The sequence below is a fragment of the Arthrobacter sp. zg-Y1143 genome, assembly GCF_030125565.1.
In the GTDB taxonomy this organism is placed as follows: Bacteria; Actinomycetota; Actinomycetes; order Actinomycetales; family Micrococcaceae; genus Arthrobacter_B.
In genome coordinates this window covers 475,501-499,532 of sequence record NZ_JASKLW010000004.1, presented here as the reverse complement: position 1 = coordinate 499,532, position 24,032 = coordinate 475,501, and the positions used below count along the sequence as shown (strand labels likewise).

Genomic DNA, 24,032 nt, shown 5'->3' with positions numbered 1-24,032 from the left:
CAGGCAGCTCCCTACCGGACCGCCTGCGCGGCTACTGGGCGTAGCGCCGCGCGAAGAGTGCAGGCGAAGCGAGGTAGAACACCACCACGGCGACGGCGAAGAGGACTCCGGCCAACGTGGTGCCGGCCCCCGCGCCCGCTGTGAACAGGCCTGCCAGGCCCACCACCAGGGTGCAACCGGTCACCAGCAGGGACACCTGGACATGGCTCAGTCCGGCGTCGGTCAGCCGCTGGTACACATGCTGGCGGTGCGCCGTGTACCACCGCTCTCCCCTGCGCACCCGGCGCAGGAGCGTTGAAAACGTGTCCGCCAGGTACACCAGGAGCGGGAACAGCAGGTACTCCACATAAACGCCGGCAAGAAAAGCAGCCACAGCGGTACCCGCAACGGAAGCGCCCAGCAGATAGCTTCCGACGTCCCCCAGGAACACCTGTCCCCTGCCGAGGTTCCACGGCAGGAAAGCGGCAAACGCAGCGGCCGTGACGGCACCGGCAACAGTCAGCCAGACATGGTCCGACAGCACGCCGCTGATGGAATAAAGCACTCCCACCACCAGTCCGTGCAGGCCGGAAATGCCGTTGATGCCGTCCATGAAGTTGGCCACGTTGATGTAGGCCGCAATGGCCACTCCGCCCACCGGCACCCACCACCAGCTCTGCTCCATGGTCCAGGCCAATGCAGCCGTGCCTGCCAGCCCGATAACCAGCTGGCTGCCGGCACGCGTCCGGACGGATACACCGCGCCAGTCTTCAATCCAGCCAAGCAGCGAGGCCAGGCCGATGACCGCAATGAGGATGGCGATAATGGACCGGTCAACAGAGACGAGTCCGGTAGCCAGGGACAGTACCAGCCCCGCCAGGACACCGGCAGCGACCGTCAGGCCCACACCGCGGATCACCACGGTGGTGTGGGAGGACCGCTCGTTTGGAACATCCAAAACGCCCAGCCGGCGCAGCAGCGGGATAAAAACAAAGGGCAGCAGCAGGCTTATCAGGAACGCCGCCGCCGCGCATACGGCCAGCAGCATCACCCGGTCCGCCGTTCACGGTAGGCGTCGCCGCCGTTCAGTTCGCCGCCGTCCAGTTCGCGGCCGTCCACGGGGGAATCCGTTCCCTCGGGGCTGGCCCCGGAAAGCCGTACTACCCCGGCCCCACCCTCAACAGCGGGCGCGCCGGCAATCCCGCAGCGCCGCAGCCAGTCGGCCAGATCCAGGTCCTCGGGATTGAGGACTGCCACGGACGCGTGGGAGATCTTGGGGTGGAACGGCCGTGAATCCTCTTCACCGGACCCCACCAGGATTTCGTGCATTTTTTCACCCTGGCGCAGGCCGGTGAACACAATATCGATGTCCTTGCCGGACATGGCGATCATGCGGCGGGCAACGTCGAGGATCTTCACCGGTTCGCCCATGTCCAGGATCATGACCTCACCGCCGCGGCCGATTGCCCCGGCTTGGATCACCAACTGGCAAGCCTCGGGAATGGTCATAAAGAAGCGGGTGACCTCGGGGTCCGTAACGGTCAACGGACCGCCTTGGCGGATCTGCTCGCTGAAGAGGGGAAGCATGGACCCCCGGCTGCCAATGACGTTGCCGAACCGCACCGACACGTACTGCTCGCCGGTGGCCTGCGCCATCCAAGCGGTTAGCTTCTCGGCTACCCGCTTGGAATGCCCCAGTACGGTGGTGGGGTTGGCTGCCTTGTCAGTGGAGATGTTCACGAAGTGGCGCACGCCCGCCTTGCGGGCAGCGGCCAGCACGTTTGAGGTGCCCAGCACATTGGTTTTCCATGCTTCCTGCGGGTACTGCTCCAGCAGCGAAACGTGCTTGAGGGCGGCGGCATGGAAAACGACGTCGGGACGGCGCTCGGCAAAGATGCGCTCCAGTGCCTGCGGATCCCGGATATCGGCCAAAACCGTGTCCCTGCCGTCCAGCAGCCCGCGTCCGGTGATGGAAAGCTGGGTGAGCTGCAGCCCGGTCTCATCCCGGTCCACCATGATCAGCTCCCCCGGATTGAACGCGGTGATCTGGCGGCACAGTTCGGAGCCGATGGACCCGCCGGCACCGGTGACCAGCACCTTCTTGCCGGACAGGTAGCCGGCCACCTCCTCAACGCGGATGTCCACGGGCCGGCGGCCAATCAGGTCCTCCACCGCGACGTCGCGGAATTCCGTGAGACCGGCGCCCTCGCCTTTGGACAGCATGTCCTTGAGCGGAGGCAGGACAAGTACGCGCAGGTCCAGGCCCTCTGCACGGTCCGAAATCTCGCGCACCTGTTTGGCTTCGACGTCGGCAATGGCAACAATCAGCACGGTGGCGCGGGTGCGGTGCACCACCTCGGCAAGGTCGGTGAGTTTGCCCAGGACCGGGACAGTCGCCAGCCGCAGGTGCTTCTTGGCGGGGTCGTCGTCAATCAGGCCCACCGGGTAATACGGGGATCCGGGATCCTTCATCATCCGGGACACGAGGGAACCGCCCAGGAACCCGGCACCGTAGATCAGCGTGCGCTGGGCCTCTTCGCCCGGACGTGCCCGGCTCTCCACGTACATCCGCTTCACGTAGCGGATGGCCGCCATGAACAGGCAGGCGAACGGGAAGGCGATCATTCCGGTGCTTCGCGGGATGTCGATCACCAGGCCGAACAGGGCACTGGCAAGGACCAGGATGGCGGAGACTATGAGCGTCACCACGGCCAGCAGGCGCATCTCGTGGAAGCTGCCGAAGCTGTAGCGCCCGCGGTAGAGGGCGAAGGAATACCCGACGATCAGCTGGGTCAGGACTGCCACGCCGCAGAACACGGCCAGTCCCCCCGGATTGATCTGCTCAACCGTCAGCTCGTACCGCAGCACAAGCGCCAGGACGATGGATACGATCCAGGCCAGGGAATCCAGCATGTACTGCGACCACAGCCACAGGACAGGTTTTTCCTCCCTTGGAAGGCTGGCGGTCTCCGTAGGTTTTTGCCTCATGGTCCTCAACGGGTAGGTACCCGGCTCTCTTCTCGGTGGTGCGAAGAACAGGTGGAAGAATCCGGTGTAATAGACTGGAATCTATTCAGCATACTAACTGCACACCCTGTTCTGTTCCGGCCCTGCTGTTTAGACGGGGCCGTTCCTGCGGGTGGCTGCGAAAGGATCATCTTGCCGGACTCCGTTGCCGTAGCAGCAGTCACCTTCGACCGTCCCGATGACGTCAAGACACTCCTCGGTGCACTCGCTGCCCAGACTGCCAACATCACATCCGTGGCCCTGGTGGACTCCGGCAAGAGCCCGGTTGCCGAGATTGCCGAAAGCTCTGCGGCACCTGTGAACTACATCCGTTCGAACACCAACCTGGGCGGGGCCGGGGGCTTCTCCCTGGCCATTCTTTCAGCCATGGCCTCCGGTGCCGAGTGGATCTGGATCATGGACGACGACGCCCATCCCGAGGACCCTCAGTGCCTCGCCGTGCTCCTCGCCGCCGCACAGGAACGCGGGCTCGACGTCGTCCTGCCGCTGGTGGTGGCTCCCGGCGCCCCGGACACCCTCTCCTTCCACTTCCGACTGGACGGGAAACTGACCCACGACCGCGCCGCAGTCGCCGCCCGGGGGTTCCTGCCCAACGTGGGCCACTTCTTCAACGGCGCGCTGATCCGGGCCGATGTGTTCTACCGGGTGGGCCTGCCGGACCTGCGCCTGTTCATCCGCGGCGACGAGACGGACTTCATGATCAGGCTGCGCCGCGCCGGCGTCGCTTTCGGCACCGTCACCACAGCAGCCCTGACGCATCCCGCCGCATGGTCGGAGGTGCAGCCCGTGCTGGGAGACCGGATGCATGTCCTGGTCCCGGATACGCCGTTCAAACAGTTCTACTTCTACCGCAACCGGGGCCACCTCACCCGGCGTTACGGCCGGGTCAAGTCCTTCGTGGCCGACGCCGCCGGTTACCCGATCCACTTCGCCCGCACGAAAGACCCCAAGGGCTTCGTCCGCTGGCTGCGCGCCTACGCCGCCGGGATGAGCGGGCGCCGCTTCGGACCGCCGTCGGACTTCGGGTTCTAGCAATGGCGAAGCCTGCCGGTGAAGCCGAGCTGACAATTGTCATCACCACCTTCAACCGCGCCGGTTACCTTTCCGGGCTGTTGGAAAGCATCAAGGCGCTTGATCCCGCTCCGGCCGCCGTGGTGGTGGTGGACAATGCCAGCACCGACAATACGCCCGAGGTCCTCGAAGCGGCCCGCAGGGGCTTCCCGGTTCCGCTGACCGTCCTCCGGCTGGAGACCAACACCGGCGGCGCCGGCGGATTCGCGGCCGGAACGGAAGCCGCGCTGGCCGACGGCGCAGGCTGGCTGTGGCTGATGGACGACGACGTTGAGGTACTGCCCGGCGCCGTGGCTGCGCTGCGCAAATGGACCGGCAGCTACGACTGCATCCACGGCCGGCGGCTTGACGGCTCCGGTGCTCCGTTCTTCTGGCAGCACCGCTTTGTGCCCTTCCTCGGCGTGCATGTCCCCGTACGGGGCAACGTTTTCCGCGACTCGCCCGTGTTCGAAACCAATCTGGGCTGCTTCGAGGGAATGCTCATCAGCGCTGAGCAGGTGCGCCGCATCGGCCTGCCGGACGCCCGCTACTTCATCAACGGCGATGACCTGATCTACGGCTGGCTGGCCTCCCTCGACCGGCCGGTGGCGTACGTCAACGATTTCGTGATCCGCAAGGTGCGCGCCCAGAAGCAGATTGATCTGGGCATCCGGCACCTCAACGATTCCAGCGACCTGGGCCGGTTCACGTCCATGCGCAACCGAGGCCACACGGCCCGCTACCTGCAGGTCCACGGACGGTACAACCGTGCCGGCTTTGCCCTGGGCACCGTCCTGACCGCAGGCAAGGAAATACTGCGGCTGGTCGCCGTGGAGCGCACACTGCACGGCGCCGGCCGCCTATGGGCTGGCTGGCGCGAAGCCCGGCGCATCCTGCAGGACCGTTCCTGGTCCCCCATGCCTCCCCTGCCCGCCACCCGAAAGCAACAGGTTTGAGCTCCGCATCCACATCATCAGTTCCCGCACCGCACTCCCCCGTCTGGGCCGTTGTCGGCGCCACCGGATTCATCGGTTCAGCCATCCGCTCCGAGCTGGCCGCCCGTGGTATTGAGGCCCGCACTGTCCGGGCACCTCGACTGCACGCCGACGGCACGGACCTGCAGGCACTGAAGGACCGGTCTGCCGGCCTGGACACCGAACGGGCTTCGCTCACCGCCGGGCTGGCCGGCGCCGACGTCGTTATCAACGCTGCCGGGCTGGCGACTCCAGGTGCCGGGGATTCCCCCGAGCTGCGCGGCGCCAATGCGCTGCTGCCGCTGCTGATCGCCGACGCGGCCGACGCCGCCGGGGTCCGGCGGTTTGTGCACCTGAGCAGCGCCGCTGTGCAGGGTCACCGCCCGTTCCTGGATGAAAGCAGCCACGTCGAACCGTTCTCGGCCTATTCCCGGTCCAAGGCCCTGGGTGAACAGGCCCTCTCGGCGCGTACCGCCGGCAGTTGCAGCGTAACCACCGTCCGCGCCACTTCGGTGCAGGGCCCCGGCCGCGCCACCACCGCCAAGCTGGCCCGGCTGGCCGCCTCGCCGCTGGCCTCAGTGGCCTCACCGGGCACGGCTCCGAGTCCGGTGAGCTCCGTGGATTCCCTCGTCGACTTCGTCCTGAGGGTGGCCGGACACCGCGGACCCGTGCCGGCGGTAGTACTGCAGCCGTGGGAGCAGGCTTCCGTATCTTCGGTCCTGGAGGCGGCAGGCGGACGCCGGCCGGCCCGCCTGCCGGCCTGGTTCTGCCGGACTGTGCTGCGCCTGGGCTACTGGCTGTCCTCGCTGGCCGGTGAACGCCTGCACGGCCCGCTGCGCCGCGTGGAGATGATGTGGTTCGGGCAGCGGCAGGAGCCGGGCTGGGCCGAAGAAACCAACAACGTTCCCCGCCCCCGGGTGCAGGACGTGCTGCAGGAGGCATCCCGCGGGTGAATCGGCGGCCAAGCGCCCGGAACCGGCCCTAAGCCGGATAGGGTGGGTGGATGCTGATGAAAGCCACCCCATGATCGAGATCCTGAACCCGGACGAACTGGCCCGCGCCAGGGTCACCGGACGCCTGGTTGCGGACATCCTGCAGGCCCTGAAGGCGCGGACGAAAGTCGGCACGAACCTGCTGGACATTGACCGCTGGGCAGCGGAAATGATCGCCGCCGCGGGAGCACGCTCCTGCTATGTCGACTACGCGCCGTCATTCGGCCGCGGCCCGTTCGGCCACTACATCTGCACCGGGGTCAACGACGCAGTGCTGCACGGCCTCCCCTATGACTATTCGCTCGCCGACGGCGACCTGCTGAAACTGGACTTCGCCATCACCAAGGACGGGATGGCAGCCGACTCGGCCATCAGCTTCATCGTGGGCGAAACCCGCCCGCCCGAAAGCGTCGCACTGATCCGCGCCACGGAACAGGCACTGGACGCAGCCATTGCCGCTGCCGTGCCCGGTGCCCGGATCGGCGACATCTCCGCCGCCATCGCGTCGGTGCTTGGCGCCGCCGGGTATCCGGTCAATACCGAATTCGGTGGCCATGGCATCGGCACCACCATGCACCAGGACCCGCACGTTCCCAATGCCGGGCGTGCGGGCCGCGGGTACAAGCTGCGGCCGGGCCTGATGCTGGCCCTGGAACCGTGGGTCATGGCGGACACGGCGCAACTGGTGACCGACGCTGACGGATGGACGCTGCGCAGCGCCACCGGCTGCCGGACCGCGCACAGCGAGCACACTGTAGCCATTACCGACGGCGGCGCAGAGATCCTCACTCTGCCGTCAAGCGGGCCGGCTTAGCCCTGCTTGGCGGCCGCATCTTCGGCAGCAGCTTCTTCAGCAGGCGGCTCTTCGCCCAGACCCAGAATCCCGGGAACCACTTCCCGCAGGGCTTCCAGGCTGACGGCGCCCTGCCGCACAACACGCATGGGCTCGCTGGTGGCGTCCACAATGGTCGAGGGCACGCCGTCGCTCCCGGCAACCGGGCGGTGCCCCGCTTCCAGGTAGACCTCCACCGATTCAGCCAGCATTGCCTGCGCCTCGGCAGCGTTCTGCGCGGCGGGCGAGCCGGTCCGGTTAGCCGAGGACACAGCCAGGGGGCCGGTAACTCCCAGCAGCTCCAGGGCGATGCGGTCATCGGGCATCCGCAGGGCGACCGTGCCCATGGTGTCGCCCAGGTCCCAGGACAGGGAAGGCTGGGCGTGGCAGATCAAGGTCAACCCGCCGGGCCAGAAGGTACGCGCCAGGTTGCGGGCGTCTTCGGGGATGTCCGTGGCCAGTCCGTCCATGGTCTGCATCCGGGGAATCAGCACGGGCGGCGGCATGCTGCGGCCGCGGCCCTTGGCTGCAAGCAGCGTGGCTACGGCCTGGGGCGAGAACGCGTCGGCGCCGATCCCGTAGACCGTATCGGTGGGAAGGACCACGCAGGCCTTGGCAGCGATCGCCCGCTGCGCGGCAGCCAGGCCCTCGCTGAGTTCCTCTGGATTGGTGCAGTCATAACTGGTGCTCACGGCAACATTCTTTCGGTAGGGGATGCCATAGGTTCTGGTTCGGCGGCCGCACGCCGGATGGCCGACGTCGCCCGCGGGCGTCCATTGAGGTCGAGGTGGGAACGCACGTCCGTCCACGCGGGATCGGCCGCAAGCCGGCGGGCAATGTCCTGGGCCTGCACTTCGGCATGCTCCATGACGAAATAGCCGCCGGGAACGAGCAGCCGCGCCGCAGTACGGGCGGCCGCCATGGGCAGTTCCATCCCGTCCGCTCCCCCGCCGTACAGGGCCATGGCCGGATCATGCTCGGCGGCTTCCGGCTCGTTGGGTACGGCGTCGGCGGGAATGTACGGCGGGTTGGATACCACCACGTCAAAGGAGCCGTTGTGGCCCGGCAGCGCATCGCGCAGGTCGCCCTGGACCAGCCGAACACCCAGCGGTGCCAGGTTCCGCTCGGCCCAGGCAAACGCCAGCGGGCTGAGCTCGACGGCGTGGACCTCGGCGCCGGGCACCTCGGAGGCCACCGCCGCGGCGATGGCACCGGAGCCCGTGCCCAGGTCCACCACCTTGGCACCAGCGGCGCGGCGGGCGGCATCGATGGCCAACTGCGCCACGGTCTCCGTCTCGGGGCGGGGCACAAAGACCCCGGGCCCCACGGCCAGTTCCAGATAGCGGAAGTGGGCCTTTCCGGTGATGTGCTGCAATGGCACCCGTGCGGCACGCTCAGCCACGAGGTCGGCGTAGCCGGCCGGTGTGGGAGCATCCGTAAAGGCCAGGGCACGCACACGGCCGGCGGTCTCGCCCAGCAGGTGCGCGGCAAGCAGTTCAGCATCCACCCGGGGCGACGGGACCCCCGCGGCTGCCAGCACCGCCGCGGCGGCCCGCAGGGCTTCGGCCAGTAGGGGTTCGGCGCCGTCCCGGGTGTCCGGCACGGGCTGAGGCTGGTTAGCTTTCGTCACCGATGGCGTCCAGACGGGCCTGTTCATCCATTTCGATGGCGGCCTGCACCACGGCCTCCAGCTCACCGTTCAGCACGGTGTCCAGGTTGTAGGCCTTGTAGCCGGTGCGGTGATCCACAATCCGGTTTTCCGGATAGTTGTAGGTGCGGATGCGCTCGGAGCGGTCCATGGTGCGGATCTGCGACTTCCGGATGTCCGAGTTGGCGGCGTCGATCTTCTCCTGCTCGTGCGCCAGGATGCGGGAGCGGAGCACGCGCATGGCTGCTTCACGGTTCTGCAGCTGCGACTTCTCGTTCTGCATGGCCACCACAATGCCGGTGGGCAGGTGGGTGATGCGCACGGCGGAGTCGGTGGTGTTCACCGACTGGCCGCCCGGGCCGGAGGAGCGGTAGACGTCGATCTTCAGGTCGTTCTGGTTGATCTCGACCTCTTCGGGCTCATCCACTTCCGGCAGCACCAGCACGCCGGCGGCCGAGGTGTGGATCCGGCCCTGCGACTCGGTGACGGGAACGCGCTGGACGCGGTGGACACCGCCTTCATACTTCAGGCGGGCGTAGACACCCTCGGCCGGGTCGTTGGAGTTCCCCTTGATGGCCATGGATACATCCTTGTAGCCGCCGAGGTCCGACTCGGTGGCGGAGATGATCTCGGTGCGCCAGCCGCGGTGCTCGGCGTAGCGGGTGTACATGCGCAGCAGGTCGCCGGCGAAGAGAGCAGCTTCGTCGCCGCCCTCACCGCCCTTGACCTCGATGATGACGTCGCGGCCGTCATTGGGGTCACGCGGAATCAGCAGGCGGCGCAGCTTTTCCTGGGCATCGGCCAGCTGGTCCTTCAGGACGGGAACCTCGGCGGCGAACTCCGGATCCTCATCCGCCATCTCGGATGCTGCGGCGAGATCGTCCTCGAGTCCGTGCCACCGGTTGTAGGCATCCACGATCCGGCTCAGCTCGGCGTAGCGGCGGCCCAGCCGGCGGGCCAGGCCCTGGTCCGCGTGCACTGCCGGATCGGAGAGGCGCAGCTGGAGTTCTGCGTGCTCATCCAACAGACCCTGAATGGACTCAAACATGTTTTCGGTTCCTCTTTCGACTGTGTTTCCCACAGGCAGTTTATCGGCCTGCAGGGGATCCCGTGCTCCGGTGGCTGCACCGGGTTAACGGACAAGCCGCCCAGGCCCAGGCCCCGGCTGGTGCCGGGACCCGAGCATGAGCGGCTCGATAAGGCAGCTAGTCGTCCTTGCTGCCCAGGGTGGTTTTCTGGATCTGCATCAGGAATTCCACGTTGGACTGCGTTTCCTTGATCTTGCCGGTCAGCAGTTCCAGCGCCTGCTGGGTATCCAGGCCGGAGAGGACGCGGCGCAGCTTCCACATGATCTTGACTTCATCAGGAGACAGCAGGTTCTCTTCGCGGCGGGTACCCGAGGCGTTGACATCAACGGCCGGGAAGATGCGCTTGTCCGCAAGGTTGCGGGACAGACGCAGTTCCATATTGCCGGTTCCCTTGAACTCTTCGAAGATGACCTCGTCCATCTTGGAGCCGGTCTCCACCAGGGCCGTGGCCAGGATGGTCAATGACCCGCCGTTTTCGATGTTGCGGGCAGCACCGAAGAAACGCTTGGGCGGGTACAGGGCGGAGGAGTCCACGCCGCCGGAGAGGATACGGCCCGACGCCGGAGCGGCCAGGTTGTAGGCACGGCCCAGGCGGGTCATGGAGTCCAGCAGCACAACAACGTCGTTGCCCATTTCCACCAGGCGCTTGGCGCGCTCAATGGCGAGCTCTGCCACCGTGGTGTGGTCATCGGCGGGACGGTCGAAGGTGGAGGCGATGACCTCACCCTTCACCGTGCGCTGCATATCGGTGACTTCTTCGGGACGTTCGTCAACCAGGACCATCATCAGGTGGACTTCAGGGTTGTTGATGGTGATCGCGTTGGCGATGGACTGCAGGATGAGCGTCTTGCCGGCCTTCGGCGGCGAGACGATCAGGCCGCGCTGGCCCTTGCCGATCGGTGCCACGAGGTCGATGACGCGCGGGCCGATCACCTTGGCGGAAGTCTCGAGGCGCAGGCGCTCGGAGGGGTACAGCGGAACCAGCTTGGAGAAGTCCACGCGGTCCTTGTTGTCCTCGGCGGGCTTGCCGTTGACCGAGGTCAGGCGCACCAGTGCGTTGAACTTCTGACGCTGGTTGCCGCCCTGGTTTTCACCTTCGCGGGGAGCGCGGATGGCGCCAACCACGGCGTCGCCCTTGCGCAGGTTGTACTTCTTGACCTGGGCCAGGGAAACGTACACGTCGTTCGGGCCCGGGAGGTAGCCGGAGGTACGCACGAAGGCGTAGTTTTCCAGCACATCCAGGATGCCGGCGACGGGCAGCAGCACGTCGTCCTCAGTGACCTCGACGTCGTCAACCTCGGGGTTCTGGTTGCGGTTGCGGCGGCGTTCGTTGCGGTCGCGGAAACGGTCGTTGCGGTCGCCGCGGTCGTTGCGGTCATTCCGGTTGCGGTTGCGGCGGTTGCGGCCGCGTCCGTTCTCTTCGTTGTCATCGCGGTTGTTGTCGCGGTCGCGGTTGTTCTCGCGGTTGCCGTTGTTGTCACGGCTGCCGTTCTCGCGGTTGCCGTTCTCACGGTTGTTGTCGCGGTCCCGGCCGTTCTCGCGGTTGCCGTTCTCGCGGTTCTCGCGGTTGCCGTTTTCGCGGTTGTTGTCGCGGTCGCGGGTGCGGCGTTCGCGGCGCTCTCCGCGCTCGTCGTCGGAGCGGGTCTCAGCGTTATTGGAAGATCCGTTGCTGGAAGCTCCGTTGCCCTCGGCCCGCTTCTCGCCTGCATCCGGTGCCTCGGCACCGTTGGAGGAAGCACCGTTGGAGGAAGCACCGTTGGAGGAAGCACCGTTAGAGGAGGCGTTGGTCTCGCCGCTGTCGCTGCGGCGGTTGCGGGTGCGGCGGTTGCCGCGCTCACGCTGGTTCTCGTCGCGGGCCGGACGGCCGTTGTCGGCTGCTTCGGTGGTTTCAGCCTGCTGGGGTGCCTGCTGAGCCGGTGCCTCTGCCGGAGCTTCGGCCGGTACGGAGGTGACTACACCGTCACTGGCGGCACGCCGGTTGCGGTTCCGGGTACGTGCCGGACGCTCAGCGGCCTGCTCCTGTGCAGCGGGAGCCGAAGCTTCCGGTGCGGTCACGGCACCCTTGGCAGCGTCATCGCCGGCCCGGGATTCGCGCACGGGGCGGTCGGCCACTGCACCGCCGCGCTGGTGGTTGGAAATGGCCGTAACCAAGTCCCCCTTGCGCATCCGGGAGCCGCCGGTGATGCCGAGCTGGCCGGCAAGTGCCTGGAGCTGTGCGAGCTTAAGGCCTGCAAGGCCTGCACTCTTTGAAGTGTTCTCGCCGGCGGAGCCGGCGGATACGGATTCCACGCCTGCAGTCAGGCTGGTGGTGTCTGTCACGAAGGATCCTTCCCCCTCGTCGGGCGGTCCGGCGCATTGCCGGCCGCGGTGATTGGCCCTGGGCCCATGGTCAGACATTGGGCCAGGGTTCGCCTGCTTCCGGCAAGGGCCGGAGAAGGGCGAATCTGCTGGGTGCCTTTTAAGAAGAATCCACGCGGAGTTTGGCCAGCGTTGCTGCCTAACACGCGGCATTCAGTGGGACGCGCCGCTTCTTGGCGGTTCCGGATGAAGGCTACACCGAAGACTGTGCCTCCGCTGGTCAGGCAATTGAATCGACAACCAGCCGGTACGGGTGCAACTGCACCTGACGGCGGCAAGGTGTTTTCAACGAAAGCCCGGGGCGGCCCAACAAATCTGTTACCCAGGTCATATTTGAAACCCAGATCACAATCCAGATGGACGGCCGTGCCGGCGGGAGCACTAGAACGGTTAGTACCGCTGGTGCACTTCCACTCTAGCACCATCTCGCTGAACGCCAAGACTGAGAACACGCCACTTTTCGCGGCTTCCTGCGGCAAGCAGATGTTCCGTGATGAGTCCCTCCGCTTCGCGCGCCTCCGCAACCCCGGCGGCCAGGCACACCACCGTGGGGCCGGCCCCGGAGATCACAGCTGCGAAGCCAGCTGCGCGCAGGGACGCCATCAATTCCGCGCTGGGGAGCATGGCCGGGGCCCGGAACGACTGGTGCAGTTCGTCGCGGGTTCCCTCCAGCAGCAGCGACGGGTCATGGGTCAGGGCGTGGACCAGCAGGGCAGCCCGCCCTGAGTTTGCTGCAGCTGTGCGGTGCGGAACGCTGGCGGGCAGCAGCCCGCGGGCGCTTGCGGTGGACAGTTCAGTGGCCGGAATGGCTGCCACCGGCACAACGCCCGGGTGCACCGACGCACGGGCGGAACGGAAGCGTCCGCCCGTTTCCCAGGAGATCGCGAGGTCGCCGGCCAGGGCCGGCGCCACATTGTCCGGATGGCCTTCCAGCGCCGAGCAGGCGTGCAGCAGGCCCGCGGCATCCAACCGCGCCTCCGCGGGAAGCAGGGTGTTGGCAGCCAGCACGCCGGACACGATCGCCGACGCCGAGGAGCCCAGGCCGCGTCCGTGCGGAATGGCGTTAGCTGCGCTCAGGTGCAGCCCCGGAGCCGTGTATCCGGCGGCGGCCAGGGTGGTGAGCAGGGCCCGGACCACCAAGTGGGAGGAATCCAGCGGCACGTTTCCTGCGCCCTCCCCCGCCACTTCGACGAGGATGCCCTCCTCCTCGACCGTGCGGACCCGTACGGTGTCGTGGAGGTCCAGGGCCAGGCCCAGGGAGTCGAACCCCGGACCGAGGTTGGCGCTGGTCGCCGGCACCCTGACGCTGATGTCCTGGCCCGGAGTCACCGGCCGGGACGGCGTCCGGGCACCGGCGAGACCGGCACCGGGCAGCTCCACCTGCACGCGCGTACCTACTTTCCGGAGGCTGCCGGGGCAGCCGCTTCCAGGCCCAGCGCGGCGGCCACGCTGACGACGTCGAAATCCACCTTGGTGGGCTCGACGTCGGAACCGTCTGCGGTGCGCAGGGCCCACTGCGGGTCCTTCAGGCCGTGCCCGGTAACCGTAATGACGATGGTTTTGCCGGCGGGAACTTCGCCAGCGGCGTGCTTCTTGAGCAGCCCTGCCACACCCGCAGCAGAGGCCGGTTCCACAAACACGCCTTCGCGTGCGGAAAGCCAGCGGTGCGCTTCCAGGATTTCGGTGTCGGTGACGGCCTCGATTAGCCCGCCGGATTCATCGCGTGCGGCAATGGCTGCATCCCAGGACGCCGGGTTGCCGATCCGGATGGCGGTGGCAATGGTGTCGGGATCGCTGACCGGGTGCCCCTTCACCAGGGGCGAAGCGCCCTCGGCCTGGAATCCCCACATGTGCGGCGTCTTGCTGGCCACCGGCGCGAGTTCCTCGCCGGCAACGTTCGTGTAAGGCGCGGCGTACTCGGAGTAACCCTTCCAATACGCGGTGATGTTCCCGGCGTTGCCCACCGGCAGCAGATGGTAGTCCGGGGCGTCCCCAAGCGCGTCCACCACTTCGAAGGACGCGGTTTTCTGGCCTTCGATGCGTGCCGGGTTTACCGAGTTCACCAGGAACACCGGGTAGGCCTCGGCGAGCTTGCGCGCCACTTCCAAGCAGTTGTCGAAGTTGCCGCGCACCTGCAGCAGCTGCGCGCCGTGGGCAATGGCCTGGCTGAGCTTGCCCATGGAAATCTTGCCGTCCGGGACCAGCACGGCACAGGTGATGCCGGCCTGCGTGGCGTAGGCGGCGGCCGAGGCGCTGGTGTTGCCCGTGGAGGCGCACACCACGGCCTTGGCACCGGATTCAACGGCGGCGGTCATGGCCATGGTCATCCCGCGGTCCTTGAACGAGCCGGTGGGATTCATCCCTTCAACCTTGAGGTAGACCGTGGATCCGGTCAGCTCCGAGAGGGCCTTGGCATGAACCAGCGGCGTGCCGCCTTCACCCAGGGTGATGACTTCGGTGCTGTCGGTGACCGGCAGCCGGTCGGCGTATTCGCGGATAACGCCGCTCCATTGGTGAGCCACGGCTCAAACTCCTTCTACCCGCAGGACGGATTTAACGTTCGTGATGACGTCAAGGTCCTTGATGGCCTCAACGGTGGCCGCCAGGGCGGCCTCGGAAGCACGGTGCGTGACGAAGCGCAGTTCGGCGCTGGCCCCTTCACCGTGGATGGTCTGGCGCATGGTCTCAATGGAGACGCCGTGTTCGGAGAAAACCCGGGCGACGGCGGCCAGCACGCCCGGCTGGTCCGCCACCTCCAGGCCAATGGAGTAGCTGGTGGTGACTTTCTGGAGCGGCAGTGCCGGCAGGTGTCCGGAAGGCCGGCCGGCGGGAACCGGTCCGCCCAGGACCAGCCGCCGTGCCGCCGTCACCACATCGCCCATCACGGCCGATGCAGTGGGTGCGCCGCCGGCGCCCTGGCCGTAGAACATCAGTTCCCCGGCGTTCTCGGCCTCGACGAACACGGCGTTGAAGGCTCCGTGCACGGCGGCCAGCGGATGACGGCGCGGCAGCAGGGTGGGATGCACCCGTACGCTCACGCCCTCGGTGCCGTCGTCGTCGGCGAACCTTTCGGCGATGGCCAGCAGCTTGATGACGAACCCGGCGTCCTGCGCCGCACTGATGTCTTCGGCGGTCACGGAGCTGATGCCCTCGCAGGACACGGCGGAAAGGTCAAAGCCGGTGTGGAAGGCCAGGGAGGCGAGGATGGCGCCCTTGGCGGCGGCGTCATGCCCCTCCACATCGGCGGTGGGATCCGCCTCCGCGTACCCGAGCCGCTGGGCGTCGGCCAGCGCGTCGGCGAACTGCGCGCCGGTGGAATCCATGGCGTCCAGGATGTAGTTGGTGGTGCCGTTGACAATTCCCATCACCTTGGTGATCCGGTCCCCGGCCAAGCTGTCCCGGATGGGGCGCAGGATCGGGATGGCTCCGGCCACTGCCGCTTCATAGGAGAGCTGGACGCCGGCGGCGTCGGCCTTCTCGTACAGCGCAGCACCGTCCGCGGCGAGCAGGGCCTTGTTGCCGGTGACCACGGCGGCGCCGTTGCCCAGGGCGTGCATAATCAGGGTGCGGGCCGGCTCGATCCCGCCCATCAACTCGATCACGATGTCCGCGCCAGCCACCAGTGCCTCGGCGTCGGTGGTGAACAGGTCCGCGGGCAGCTCCACGTCGCGGGGCGCGTCCGGGTTGCGGACGGCAATGCCGGCCAGCTCCAGCCGTGCGCCGAGGCGGGCGGTGAGGTCGGCGGCGTCATCGATGAGGATCCGGGCGACCTGCGATCCCACGTTTCCGCATCCCAGCAGGGCCACTTTCAGGGTCTTCATGGTGCGTGCCAACTCCTCTAACGGTTAGGAAACGTCGCGTGCCAACAGGTCGTCCTCGGTTTCGCCGCGGACAATCAGGCGGGCGGTGCCGTTCCGCACGGCGACTACGGGCGGACGGGCAATGTAGTTGTAGTTGCTCGAAAGCACCCAGCAGTAGGCGCCGGTGCCGGGAACGGCCAGCAGGTCCCCTGCCGTGACGTCCCCGGGCAGGTAGGCATCCCGCACCACTATGTCCCCGCTCTCGCAGTGTTTACCAACCACGCGCGACATAACCGCGTCATCTTCGGAGGCCCGCGAGGCCAGCACGGCGGAGTAGTCGGCGCCGTACAGCACCGGGCGGGCGTTGTCGCTCATCCCGCCGTCCACGCTGACATAGCGACGCGGCGAGGTGCCGCCGTCGTTCGTGTCCACCCGGACGGTCTTGGTGGTGCCGGTGCGGTACAACGTGAACGTGCTCGGACCCACGATGGCGCGGCCGGGCTCAATCGAGATCCGCGGCACGGCCAGGCCCAGTTCGGCGCAGGTACTGCCGACGACGGCGGCCATGGCGTTGGCGATCTCGGCCGGCGGCCGCGGGGCGTCGGCCTCGGTGTAGGCGATGCCGTAGCCGCCGCCCAGGTCCAGCTCCGCCAGTTCGACGCCGTACCCCTCCTTCACCTCGGCCAGGAAGCCGAGCAGCCGGCGGGCAGCCAGCTCGAAGCCGGCGGATTCGAAGATCTGCGAGCCAATGTGGCAGTGCACGCCCACCAGGTTCACGCCGTCGTGCTTCAGCGCGTTTTCCACGGCGGCCATAGCCGGGGAGCGCCCGTCCAAGTCCGGATCCGCGACCATCGACAGGCCGAACTTCTGGTCCTCGTGGGCGGTGGCAATGAACTCGTGGGTGGACGCGTGCACTCCCGGGGTCAGGCGCAGCATCACGTTGGCGCGCTCGCCCCGGGAGGCTGCGAGGTTCCCCAGCAGCTCCAGTTCGCCCAGGCTGTCCACCACGATGCGTCCCAGCTCCATGTCCAGGGCGCGGGTCATTTCAGCCACGGACTTGTTGTTGCCGTGCAGGCCCAGCTGGCTGCCGTACAGTCCGGCGCGGCGGGCCACCGCCAGCTCGCCGCCGGAGCAGGTGTCCAGGCGCAGGCCTTCCGAGGAGACCCAGCGGGCCACCTCGGTGCACAGGAAGGACTTGCCAGCGTAGTAGACGTCCACTCCCCCGCACAGGCCGGCGAACGCGGCGTCGAAGGAGTCCTTGAAGTCCCGGGCGCGCGCACGGAAGTCATCCTCGGACATCACGAACACCGGGGTGCCGAACTCCCCGGCGATCCGACTGACCGGGATTCCGGAAATTTCCAGCTCGCCGCTATCCCCCCGGACGACGTCGCGTGCCCACATCTGCGGACGCAGGGCATTAGGGTCCTCCGGGTGGCTGAGCCAGGCGGGGGCCAGGGGTGAAGCAGTCATGAGTTACATCCGTTCGGGTGCGGATACTCCCAGCAGGCCCAGGCCGTTGGCCAGGACCTGGCGTGCGGCGAGGTTCAGCCACAGGCGGGTGCGGTTGGTATCGGTGATTTCCTCGTCGCCCTGCGGCGCAATGCGGCAGGCGTCGTACCAGCGGTGGTACGTGCCGGCGATGACCTCGAGGTGGCGGGCCACGCGGTGCGGCTCGCGGAAGGCGCTGGCCTGGGCGACGACGCCGGGGTACTGGCCCAGCGCGGCGAGCAGGGCGCTTTCGGTGGGGTGGTTCAGCAGCGAGGCGTCGAAAGCGGAATCGTCGACGCCGGCGGCCTCGGCGTTGCGGGCCAGGGCATGTGTGCGGGCGTGGGCGTACTGGACGTAGAACACGGGGTTCTCGTTGCTGCGCTTGGTCAGCAGGTCCAGGTCCACGTCAATGTTGGAGTCGGCGGAGAAGCGGGCCAGGGTGTAGCGGGCAGCGTCCACGCCCACGGCCTCCACCAGGTCCTCGAGCGTGACTACCGTGCCTGCGCGCTTGGACATGCGCACCGGCTTTCCGTCCTTGACCAGGTTCACCATCTGGCCGATCAGGACCTCCACGCACTCCGGGTCGTGGCCCAGGGCTGCGGCAGCGGCCTTCAGGCGTGCCACGTAGCCGTGGTGGTCCGCGCCGAGCATGTAGACGTTCAGGTCGAAGCCGCGCTCGCGCTTGTTGTGGATGTAGGCGATGTCGCCGGCAATGTAGGCGGCGTTGCCGTCCGACTTGATGACCACGCGGTCCTTGTCATCACCGAACTCGCTGGAGTTCAGCCACCAGGCGCCGTCCTTTTCGTACAGGTTTCCCGAGCCCTTCAGCTGTTCCAGAAGCTTGTCCACCTGTCCGTTTTCGTGCAGGGAATCCTCGTGGAAGTAGACGTCGAAGTCGACGCCGAAGTTGTGCAGTGACTCCTTGATGTCACCGAACATGAAGTCCACGCCCACTGCACGGAAACGCTCCTGCGCCTCGGCGTCGGGCAGTTCCATGATGCCGGGCTCGGCGGCGAGCACGCGGTTGGCGATGTCCTCGATGTAGGCGCCGGCGTACCCGTCTTCGGGGGCCGGTTCACCCTTGGCGGAAGCCAGCAGGGACCGGGCGAAGCGGTCAATCTGTGCGCCGTGGTCATTGAAGTAGTACTCGCGGGTCACGTCTGCGCCCTGGGATTCGAAGACCCGGGCCAGGGCGTCGCCCACGGCGGCCCAGCGGGTGCCGCCCAGGTGGATGGGGCCCGTGGGGTTGGCGGAGACGAACTCGAGGTTGATCCGCGTGCCCTTGAGGATTTCGGACGTGCCGTAGGCGGGGCCGGCGTCGACAATGGCCTTGGCCAGTTCACCGGCGGCGCCGGCGTCGAGGGTGATGTTCAGGAAGCCGGGGCCGGCAATGTCCACCTTGGCCACGCCGGTGATCTTCTCCAGCCGGCCCTTCAGGATTTCCGCGAACTGACGGGGATTCATGCCGGCCTGCTTGGACAGCTGCAGGGCAATGTTGGTGGCCCAGTCACCGTGGTCCCGGTTCTTCGGGCGCTCCACCCGGACCTCCCCGGGCAGCTCGACGCTGAAGTCACCGGCATCGATGGCGTCTTGGAGGCAGGCAGTTACGGCGGAGGAAAGTTCTTCAGGAGTCACCGGTTAAGCATAGCCGGGTGCGGCACTGGCCTCGTTGTGTATGACAGGCCTTACCCAGCGAACGCCCAGCCCCGGGGGTAATGATGCGGTGTAATAAAGGGGAAAGTGGATGCGATGTAATGAAGGGGAAGGCGTTTGCCGGCTCCTTGTGCAGCCGTGGCCTGGCAGTCTTCCCCTAATCCCCGGAACCCCAATCTGATCCCCGGAACCCCAAAAACGAGGAGAACCGTGAACCGAGCGAGCAAGTCCCTGTTGTGCGCCGCCGCCGGCCTGTCCCTGCTCTCTGCCGCCGGATGCGCAGCGGGCGAAGACAGTGAAAGCGCGGACGCTGCCGAAGCACCGGCCAGCCCGTCCGCCAGCCAGTCCGCTGGCCAGTCCGCTGGCCAGTCCCCCGCCCCGTCGCCCGCCGCCACGGCGGATGCGCCCGCTTCCGGCGCTTACGCGGACGGCGAGTATTCCGGCACCGGAAGCTACATCCCGCCGTCGGGCACCTCCGAAGACGTGGATGTGACGCTGCGGCTGGAAAACAATGTGGTGACCGAACTGGAAGTGAAGACTTCACAGAAGAATCCCACCTCCAAGCAGTACCAGCGCGAATTCACCTCCAACGTACAGGAGCAGGTGGTGGGTAAGAACATTGATGAGCTCGACGTGCACAAGGTGGCCGGATCCTCGCTGACCAGTGAAGGCTTCAACCGCGCACTGGATGCGATCCGCTCCGTGGCGGGATCCTAGGTACCGCCGATGCATACCGTGGGCTTCCAGGCGATCGGCACGGCGTGGACGCTGTCCACGCCGGACCCCCTGGAAGCCTCCGTGCAGGCTGCCGTTGCGGAGCTGGTCCAGGACTATGACCGGACCTGGTCCCGCTTCCGCAGCGACTCCACGGTGGCGCGGATGGCCGACGGTGCCGGCAGTTTTGAGCTGCCCGGGTCCGCTGCCGGGCTGCTGCGTCTTTTCGACGCCCTGAACCGGCTCACCGACGGCGCAGTGAATCCCCTCGTCGGGCGTTCCCTGGAGGTTTTGGGGTACGACGCCGCGTACAGCTTCCGTGTCTGGGGACCGTCCCTGCCGGCAGCGGCGTGGGCGGAAACCGTGTCCTGGACCGAGGCTCCTGGCGGTTCCGGGGCGGGCGGTTCCGGGGCGGGCGTGACGGTGCGCACTTCCGCTCCGGTGACATTCGATATTGGTGCCGCCGGAAAGGGGCAGCTGGTGGACCTGGTCTGCGGCGTACTGGAGTCCGCCGGCGTCCGCCGTTATGTGGTGGACGCAGGCTCGGACCTGCGCCATGCCGGTGCCGAGCCCCTGCGGGTGGCCCTGGAACATCCGTATGACCCGGCGCGGGCCATCGGCGTGCTGACCCTGGCCGACCGGGCGCTGTGCGCATCCGCAGTCAACCGCCGCCGATGGGGCGAAGGCCTGCACCATGTCCTGGACGCGAGGACCGGCGCTCCCGTGGACGCAGTGGCAGCCACCTGGGCCTTAGCCGCAGACGCCATGACCGCCGACGGGCTGGCCACGGCCCTGTTTTTCGCCGATCCGCAGACCCTCGCGGCCGGGTTCGACTTTGACTATGTCCGGATGTTTACCGACGGCCGGGCCGACTATTCCCCTGCAATGGCTGGAGTCCTGTTCCCATGAGCGTCAACGCACCTGCTGCCCCGCGCACCCTGAACACCTTTCTGGGCCGCTGGACCATGTACCGGCTCACCGTTTGGTTGCTGCTGGCCTGTGTTGCCTGGTCTTTTGTGCTCTCCTTTGCCGGGGTGCTCTTTTATACTCCGGCTGAGCTGGGGGCCACGCTGCTGACCGCCGTAGCGTCCACCCTGGTCACCAGCAGGGTGGCCGGGCTGCTGTTGCGCACCCGTCCGCTGACGGATTCCTCGCTGATCACCGGACTGCTGCTGTACTTCCTGTTCTGGCCGGGCACCGGGGGCGCGGAGTTGGGCACAGTGGCCCTTGCCGGTGCTGCAGCGACTGCGTCCAAATACGTGCTGGCCGTCCGGCGCCGGCACATCTTCAACCCGGCAGCGGCCGGCGCGTTTGTGGTTGCCCTGACCGGATTGGGAGGTGCGGCCTGGTGGGTGGCCACCCCGTGGATGCTGGTAGCCGTGCTGCCTGCCTCCCTGCTGGTCCTGTACCGGAACCGTCTGCTGCCGATGGCCGGAGTGTTTGCGCTGACCGCCGTGGTGGTCCTTGTGTTCCGGCTTATGGCAAACGGAGAATCTGCCGCCGATGCCCTGGTCACGGTCGCCGGCTCTTATCCGCTGGTCTTCCTGGCCGGTTTTATGCTTACCGAACCGCTGACCCTGCCCCCGCTGCGCGCTCAGCGGCTGGCGGAGGGCGTCGTCGTCGGCGTCCTTTTTGCCGTGCCGCTGTCCTTGGGCCCCGTCGCCATGTCCCCCGAACTGGCCCTGCTGGTGGGCAACGCGCTCGCCTTTGTGCTGGGACAGCGCGGCGCCGTGCGGCTGCGCCTGCAGGCCACGCGGGAGCTGACCCCGACCGCCCGTGAAGTCGTGTTCGTCCCGTCCCGTCCGGTCCGGTTCCGTGCCGGCCAATACCTGGAGCTCGCGGTCCCGCACTTCGAGCCCGATTCCCGCGGGTCGCGGCGGATCTTCAGCATCACCACGGCACCGGACGAACCAGGCACGGTGGCTGTGGGGCTGCGGGTGGCGGCAGAGGCCGGCAGCAGCTTCAAGACTGCGCTGATGAAAATGCGTCCCGGCGCAGAAGTGACGGCGACAGCCGTGGCCGGAGACTTCCTGCTGCCCCGGGATCCGGCCAAGCCCGTACTGATGATTGCTTTCGGTATCGGCATTACGCCGTTTATCAGCCAGTTGCGCGCGGTACGCGGCGAAGGACATGGCGGAACGGCACGGGCGCAGACGGCAAGGGACATTGTCCTGGTTTATGCCGCGTCCGATGCTGCCGAGCTGGCCTACGCTGACGAGCTGCGGGAATTCGGGATCCGGGTGCTGGTGTGCACCCCGGCTGATCCCGAAATCCCGGAGTGGACATGGCTTGGTGCCGGCCTTCCGGACGCCGCAGTGCTGCGGCAGGAAGTTCCCGATATCGCCTCCCGGGCGGTGTACGTTTCGGGTTCGCCCCGGGCCGTGGCGGCCGCCCGCAAGGCGGTCCGCAGCGCGGGAGGGCGGCGGATCCGGACCGATCCGTTCCTGGGGTACTAGTCCCGGGCGTTCCCCCGGTGGCCATTCCCTGGTTAAAAAGGTGGCGGTGTCACCAGGGTGGACGCCTGTCCCGGCTCGGGTCGGACACGAGCCAGTTCCAGGAAGGGTTCGGTTCGGTAGACCCGTCCCGTGGGTGAGGTCCATTCCATCACTCCCGGTTCCGGTTGCCGGGCCTTCCAGAATCCCAGGGTTTTGAACCGGTGATGCCGCCGGCATAAATGGGCGAGGTTGCCGTGGTCCGTAGGGCCTCCGTCCGCCCAGTCGGTGGTGTGGTCGATTTCCGTGACCGCGGTGCTGACCCGGCAGCCGGGGAACCGGCAGGTTCCGTCCCTGGCACGTAGCCATCGGGCCAGTCCGGCGGGGACTTTCCGGCGCCTGCCCACGCCGAGGATTTCCCCGGTGTCCGGGTCCTGGACGAGTCCGGTCCAGCGGGTGGCGTGGCGGGACAGCCTGCGGGCTGCTTCGGCGCTGATCGGGCCGTAGCCATGCAGCTCGGCCGGGTCTTCATTGGCTTCACACAGTGTTTCGGCGTTGATCAGGACCATGATTTCCGCCCGGGGGAGGATGCCAAAAGACTCGGCGTCATAGTCATCAGAGTCGGCACCTTCAGGTGCACTGCCAGCCCCGCGAGATTCACGGCTCGGGCCAATGTCGGCGGCTTTCCCACCGCCGCCCGCACGGTCAGACCGCACTGGGGTGCGCTCTGGGGCAGCACCAGTACGCGGTGAACCGGGGCCACCCATAAGCAGCTGGGCCAGGATGTCGGCACGAAGTTGGTCCGCGGTCCGTGTATCCCCATCACTCTGCTCACCCCGGGCTGCAGTGCTCAGCGCGGTGTAGATCTGCTGCGCTTCCGCCGCACGAAGATACGCCGACAGGCAGGACATCCCGTCTTCTTCCCGATCCAGGGAGACCCGGCGCTTCTCGAACGCAGTGAGGTGCCGGACCTCAATGGTTTGCGGGTACTTCGTCTCGCGCAGCCGGCGGGCCTTGGCGGAGAACTGGGACCGGGTCTGACCTTCTGCGGCCTTCAGCAGAGCAGCTTCGAACTCTGGCAACTCGGCGGCAGGAACGCTTTCGCACTGGTCCAGCACCACCTGGGCATGCCCGTAGCTGAGGCTCCCGTCCTGCAGTGCCTCCAGCGTGGCCGTATGGGCGCCAGATAGGAGGCCGGCTTCGAACATCAGCCGCTGCGCGGTGCCGTGCGGTATCTGCAGGAGGGCGGCACACTCGGCTGCCGCCAGTGTGAACGCCATCCCGGGTTCCACCCGGTGGCTTGGTCGTCAAAGGATTCGAGGTTCTGCAGAGCCAGGGTTCCGCTGAAACCATCCGGAAAATCAGTGCCGGTTCCGCAGGAACGCCCACCCGCGCCGCCGTCGTCAGTGCCGGCGCCCGAGGCCGCTCGAAACACCGCTAGTGAGCACTTCTGACCGGGACCGTCCCCGGTATCAGCCCCGTCTTCAGCGGCCCGGTGTCCAGTTCCTGTTTGTTCAGTTTTCTGTCCGGTTACCGGCCCGGCATTCCCGATCTGGTCCATGCTTAAGGCTTTCATCCGGCACTGACATTTCCGGGCAAAAACCGGCCGAAACGGACACCTTGAAGCACTTCAAATACCCGTCTTTACAGCGCCACTACGTACGTCCGGGAAACCGCCGATATGCATCTGCGCTCCCAACCAACAGCGTCCAATTCCCGAGCATGGGATCCCGCGAATCCGTGCGGATCCGGCAGGGTTTTCCAGCACCGGCCGAAACCTGCTAAGCTTCTTGAGTCCCACAGGACGTCCGGTTTACCGGTGTCCTTGCCCTCGTAGCTCAGGGGATAGAGCGGTTGCCTCCGGAGCAACAGGCCGTAGGTTCGAATCCTATCGAGGGCACTTTGAGACACACGGAAGAACCCCGCAGCTCCATGCTGCGGGGTTCTTTTGCTTTGCACCCCTCTTGCGCCACGTCCCGATCGCACGCCCCGATGCG

Annotated in this window: 19 protein-coding genes and 1 tRNA gene; 8 read left to right on the top strand and 12 right to left on the bottom strand. The window is 67.1% G+C overall.

Annotated elements, in window-relative coordinates:
- Positions 1–31: 31 nt before the first annotated feature.
- Positions 32–1,027, bottom strand: a complete 996-nt coding sequence (locus QNN98_RS06400) for an MraY family glycosyltransferase (protein WP_227924901.1) — start codon at positions 1,025–1,027, stop codon at positions 32–34.
- Complete coding sequence (locus tag QNN98_RS06395; protein WP_227924902.1) at positions 1,027–2,967, bottom strand: polysaccharide biosynthesis protein; 1,941 nt, start codon at positions 2,965–2,967, stop codon at positions 1,027–1,029. Before QNN98_RS06395 ends, QNN98_RS06400 begins: the two co-directional genes overlap by 1 nt.
- A gap of 171 nt (positions 2,968–3,138) precedes the next feature.
- Between QNN98_RS06395 and QNN98_RS06390 the strand changes: the two genes are divergently transcribed.
- The 4 genes from QNN98_RS06390 (at position 3,139) to map (ending at position 6,836) form a co-directional block, all read left to right on the top strand.
- On the top strand, positions 3,139–4,038 hold the full coding sequence (locus tag QNN98_RS06390) for a glycosyltransferase (RefSeq protein WP_227913841.1): 900 nt from the start codon (positions 3,139–3,141) through the stop codon (positions 4,036–4,038).
- Between the two features lie 2 nt (positions 4,039–4,040).
- Positions 4,041–5,012 carry a glycosyltransferase gene (locus QNN98_RS06385; RefSeq protein ID WP_227924903.1) on the top strand — a complete coding sequence of 324 codons (972 nt, stop codon included), beginning with the start codon at positions 4,041–4,043 and terminating at the stop codon, positions 5,010–5,012.
- The gene (locus QNN98_RS06380) at positions 5,009–5,983 is read left to right on the top strand and encodes an NAD-dependent epimerase/dehydratase family protein (protein ID WP_283996559.1); all 975 of its coding nucleotides are present in this window, start codon (positions 5,009–5,011) and stop codon (positions 5,981–5,983) included. The genes QNN98_RS06385 and QNN98_RS06380 overlap by 4 nt, the downstream gene beginning before the upstream one ends.
- 70 nt (positions 5,984–6,053) lie before the next feature.
- A complete protein-coding gene (gene map / locus QNN98_RS06375; protein ID WP_283996582.1) occupies positions 6,054–6,836 on the top strand; it encodes a type I methionyl aminopeptidase in 783 nt (260 codons plus the stop codon).
- Here map and QNN98_RS06370 read toward each other — a convergent pair.
- The 9 genes from QNN98_RS06370 to argS all read right to left on the bottom strand — a co-directional run bounded on the left by QNN98_RS06370 (position 6,833) and on the right by argS (position 18,871).
- Positions 6,833–7,546, bottom strand: coding sequence for an L-threonylcarbamoyladenylate synthase (locus QNN98_RS06370; RefSeq protein ID WP_227924905.1), 714 nt, complete (start codon positions 7,544–7,546; stop codon positions 6,833–6,835). The genes map and QNN98_RS06370 overlap by 4 nt on opposite strands.
- On the bottom strand, positions 7,543–8,457 hold the full coding sequence (gene prmC / locus QNN98_RS06365) for a peptide chain release factor N(5)-glutamine methyltransferase (RefSeq protein ID WP_283996558.1): 915 nt from the start codon (positions 8,455–8,457) through the stop codon (positions 7,543–7,545). Before prmC ends, QNN98_RS06370 begins: the two co-directional genes overlap by 4 nt.
- 13 nt (positions 8,458–8,470) lie before the next feature.
- Positions 8,471–9,550 (bottom strand): peptide chain release factor 1, encoded by a 1,080-nt coding sequence (gene prfA, locus QNN98_RS06360; RefSeq protein WP_227913836.1) that lies wholly within the window; start codon positions 9,548–9,550, stop codon positions 8,471–8,473.
- 157 nt (positions 9,551–9,707) lie between these two features.
- Positions 9,708–11,909, bottom strand: a complete 2,202-nt coding sequence (rho, locus tag QNN98_RS06355; protein ID WP_283996557.1) for a transcription termination factor Rho — start codon at positions 11,907–11,909, stop codon at positions 9,708–9,710.
- A 429-nt stretch (positions 11,910–12,338) separates the two neighbouring features.
- A complete protein-coding gene (thrB, locus tag QNN98_RS06350) occupies positions 12,339–13,334 on the bottom strand; it encodes a homoserine kinase (protein WP_502864608.1) in 996 nt (331 codons plus the stop codon).
- 8 nt (positions 13,335–13,342) lie between these two features.
- Positions 13,343–14,470, bottom strand: a complete 1,128-nt coding sequence (thrC, locus tag QNN98_RS06345) for a threonine synthase (protein ID WP_227924908.1) — start codon at positions 14,468–14,470, stop codon at positions 13,343–13,345.
- 3 nt (positions 14,471–14,473) lie between these two features.
- Positions 14,474–15,769, bottom strand: coding sequence for a homoserine dehydrogenase (locus QNN98_RS06340; protein WP_227924909.1), 1,296 nt, complete (start codon positions 15,767–15,769; stop codon positions 14,474–14,476).
- A 24-nt stretch (positions 15,770–15,793) separates the two neighbouring features.
- On the bottom strand, positions 15,794–17,218 hold the full coding sequence (lysA, locus tag QNN98_RS06335) for a diaminopimelate decarboxylase (protein WP_283996556.1): 1,425 nt from the start codon (positions 17,216–17,218) through the stop codon (positions 15,794–15,796).
- A 3-nt stretch (positions 17,219–17,221) separates the two neighbouring features.
- Positions 17,222–18,871, bottom strand: coding sequence for an arginine--tRNA ligase (gene argS / locus QNN98_RS06330; RefSeq protein ID WP_227913831.1), 1,650 nt, complete (start codon positions 18,869–18,871; stop codon positions 17,222–17,224).
- A gap of 228 nt (positions 18,872–19,099) precedes the next feature.
- On the opposite strand from argS, the gene QNN98_RS06325 reads away from it, so the two are divergent.
- From QNN98_RS06325 to QNN98_RS06315, 3 genes are read left to right on the top strand one after another with little or no spacing between them, the layout of a single operon-like run.
- On the top strand, positions 19,100–19,606 hold the full coding sequence (locus QNN98_RS06325) for an FMN-binding protein (RefSeq protein ID WP_283996555.1): 507 nt from the start codon (positions 19,100–19,102) through the stop codon (positions 19,604–19,606).
- A gap of 9 nt (positions 19,607–19,615) precedes the next feature.
- Positions 19,616–20,512 carry an FAD:protein FMN transferase gene (locus tag QNN98_RS06320; RefSeq protein WP_283996554.1) on the top strand — a complete coding sequence of 299 codons (897 nt, stop codon included), beginning with the start codon at positions 19,616–19,618 and terminating at the stop codon, positions 20,510–20,512.
- Positions 20,509–22,059: an FAD-dependent oxidoreductase gene (locus QNN98_RS06315; RefSeq protein ID WP_283996553.1), complete on the top strand. Its 1,551-nt coding sequence runs from the start codon at positions 20,509–20,511 to the stop codon at positions 22,057–22,059. The genes QNN98_RS06320 and QNN98_RS06315 overlap by 4 nt, the downstream gene beginning before the upstream one ends.
- A gap of 32 nt (positions 22,060–22,091) precedes the next feature.
- Here QNN98_RS06315 and QNN98_RS06310 read toward each other — a convergent pair whose 3' ends face one another.
- Positions 22,092–23,315 carry an HNH endonuclease signature motif containing protein gene (locus QNN98_RS06310; protein WP_283996552.1) on the bottom strand — a complete coding sequence of 408 codons (1,224 nt, stop codon included), beginning with the start codon at positions 23,313–23,315 and terminating at the stop codon, positions 22,092–22,094.
- A gap of 547 nt (positions 23,316–23,862) precedes the next feature.
- Here QNN98_RS06310 and QNN98_RS06305 point away from each other — a divergent pair.
- Positions 23,863–23,935: transfer RNA gene (locus QNN98_RS06305), tRNA-Arg, on the top strand.
- Positions 23,936–24,032: the final 97 nt, after the last annotated feature.